Raw genomic sequence first — 2,604 nt, forward strand, 5'->3', positions numbered from 1 at the left:
CCTGGCCGGCCTCGCCTCGCCGGAACAGGCCGATGAGATCGTGCTTGGCGTCACCGCCTTGATCGACGGGCTGTGGCTCAGGCTCGGCCTGCAGCCGGGCAGCGTCACGCGCGAGCAGGCGGTGCGCGAGGTCAAGGATTTCGTCGCGGGGCGGCTTGCCCTGCGCCAAGCCGCACCCGTCGGCCTGGCCTCGGCAGGATGACCAGGTGAGACCTAGTCTCCAATCTCGCCGTCCCAGTCCTTGAACCCTAGCTTTCCGACCTCGTCGAGGATCTGCTCGCGGATCCAGCGATGCGGCGGCTCATCGTCGCGGCGCGCGTGCCAGTACATCCTGACGGCCGGCGACGGAATCGCGATGGGCGCCCGATAGATGCCGATCGGCAGAGATTTTGCCGCCTCGACCGCGAACTGCGTCGGGACAGCGGCCAGATAAGGTCCGCCGGCCACGGCCAGAGCGACGGCCTGGAAATGCGGCAGAGCGAGCGTGACGCGACGCGTCCGGCCCATCCTGCCCAGCGCATCGTCGGTGAAGCCCGACATGGAGCCGTCTATGGAGCGCAGCGCATGCGGCAGCGCACAGAAGAGGTCGAGGGGCACCTGCTCGCCTTCGACAACGCCCGCCTGGCCGAGAGCAGCATTGCCTTTCGCCGCGATGATGGCGAAAGGCGAGCCGAACAGTGCCACGCTCGAGACCCACTCCGCGACCTCCAGCGGGCGCTCCAGCGCCAGGTCGATCCGGTCTTCCTGCAGCAGCTTGGAGACGTCGCCGATGGCGCTGTCGAGGAAGCGGAACGATAGGCCGGGCGCCACCGCGGCGATGCGGGCGGCGAAGGGCGGCATCAGGAGCATGGAGAAGAAGTCGGCGCCCATGAAGGTGAAGGTCCGTTCCAGCGTTGCCGGATCGAAATCGGTCGCCGGTTGAAAGGCGCGCTCGATCTCGCGCAGCGCCGCGCGCACCGGTTCTGCCAGGCTCTCGGCGCGCGGAGTCGGCACCATGTCGTTGCCGCGCCGCACGAAGAGCTGGTCGTTCAGCGCATGGCGCAGGCGGTTGAGCGCGGCGCTCACGGCCGGCTGGCTGAGGCCGATCTGCTCGCCGGCGCGCGTCACGCTCTTCTCGCGCAGAAGCGCGTCGAGCACCCTCACCAGATTGAGATCGAGCGCATTCAAATTCATCGTATCGATCCGCCCCATACGATCATTCGATTTCCGTCGCGGGCTCGTCCTTGCTTAGGTCGCCGCCGAAGCCGTTTCATCGGCGCCCCACAAAGGAAGAACAGTGATGACAATGATCAACACGACCATCGCAGGCAAGGAACTCCTCTGGTTCAACAACACGCTGGTCGCCATCCAGGTTTCGTCGGCCGACGGCGAGGACGGGATCTGTGTCATCGAACACCGCCAGCCCTACGGCGATTCCGCGCCGCTGCATGTGCATCGCAACGAGGACGAGGTGTTTCATATCCTGGAAGGACGGATACGTTTCGTCGTCGACGGCCGCGAGCGGATTGCCGGCGCCGGCGAAACGGTGCTCGCGCCGAAGGGCCTGCCGCATACCTACAGGGTGGAGTCTCCGGAAGGCGCGCACACGCTCACCATCACACGCGGTTCGGACTTCGAAACGATGGTTCGCAAGGCGAGCCGCCCGGCGGAGCGAGCCGAGCTGCCCCAAGCGGCGGTGCCGACGCCGGAGATGATTGAGAGGCTGACGAGGCTGTGCGCCGAGAACCACATCGATATTGTCGGGCCGCCGATGGAGTGATCTCCCCCCTCGAGGGGGAGATGTCGCCGAAGGCGACAGAGGGGGTCGCTGCGCGTGAAGCGCCAGCGCCTTCCTGCGCCCAGAGACGAGGTCGGCGATTTACGTGAGACGACCCCTCCGACCGCTTCGCGGCCATCTCCCCCTCAAGGGGGGAGATTAGCGGCGCTCCTTCAACCGATTTGCATCTTTCCTGCCCGCAATCTCCGCTTGATGCCGTTTGTGCAACGCGATACGCCCTTGCCCAAATCGACAGACCGGAGAGTTGCCGTGAGCGCTGAAAAGACCAGAACCGAAACCGATACGTTCGGCCCCATCGAGGTGGCGTCGGATCGCTATTGGGGCGCGCAGGCGCAGCGTTCGCTGGGCAATTTCAAGATCGGTTGGGAAAAGCAGCCGGCTTCGATCGTGCGTGCGCTCGGCATAGTCAAGCGCGCCGCTGCCGAGGTGAACATGGAGATGAAGCGGCTCGATCCCGCCATCGGCAAGGCGATCGTGGACGCCGCGCAGGAAGTCATCGACGGCAAGCTCAACGATCATTTTCCGCTGGTGGTGTGGCAGACCGGCTCCGGCACGCAGTCCAACATGAACGCCAACGAGGTGATCTCCAACCGGGCGATCGAGATGCTCGGCGGCGTCATGGGCTCGAAGAAGCCGGTGCATCCCAACGACCACGTCAATATGAGCCAGTCGTCCAACGACACCTATCCGACGGCCATGCATGTCGCCTGCGCCGAGCGCGTCGCGCATCACCTGATCCCGGCGCTGCACCATCTCCACAAGGCGCTCGACGCCAAGGCCCGCGCCTTCAACCACATCATCAAGATCGGCCGCACGCACACGCAGGA

4 protein-coding genes are annotated in these 2,604 nt (G+C 65.5%); 3 read left to right on the forward strand and 1 reads right to left on the reverse strand.

Annotated elements, in window-relative coordinates:
- Window positions 1-202: TetR family transcriptional regulator C-terminal domain-containing protein (locus EOD07_RS30125; protein ID WP_206519599.1), on the forward strand; the 202-nt coding region annotated here is incomplete at its 5' end.
- An 11-nt stretch (window positions 203-213) separates the two neighbouring features.
- On the opposite strand, the gene EOD07_RS30130 is transcribed toward EOD07_RS30125, so the two are convergent.
- Window positions 214-1,173, reverse strand: coding sequence for a LysR family transcriptional regulator (locus EOD07_RS30130; RefSeq protein ID WP_127237911.1), 960 nt, complete (start codon window positions 1,171-1,173; stop codon window positions 214-216).
- Between the two features lie 106 nt (window positions 1,174-1,279).
- Between EOD07_RS30130 and EOD07_RS30135 the strand changes: the two genes are divergently transcribed.
- Both EOD07_RS30135 and EOD07_RS30140 read left to right on the forward strand, forming a co-directional pair.
- The gene (locus EOD07_RS30135) at window positions 1,280-1,759 is read left to right on the forward strand and encodes a cupin domain-containing protein (RefSeq protein ID WP_127237912.1); all 480 of its coding nucleotides are present in this window, start codon (window positions 1,280-1,282) and stop codon (window positions 1,757-1,759) included.
- Window positions 1,760-2,026: 267 nt separating this feature from the next.
- On the forward strand, window positions 2,027-2,604 hold a 578-nt coding region (locus EOD07_RS30140; RefSeq protein ID WP_245470546.1), incomplete at its 3' end, for a lyase family protein.

The organism is Mesorhizobium sp. M2C.T.Ca.TU.002.02.1.1 (genome assembly GCF_003997225.1).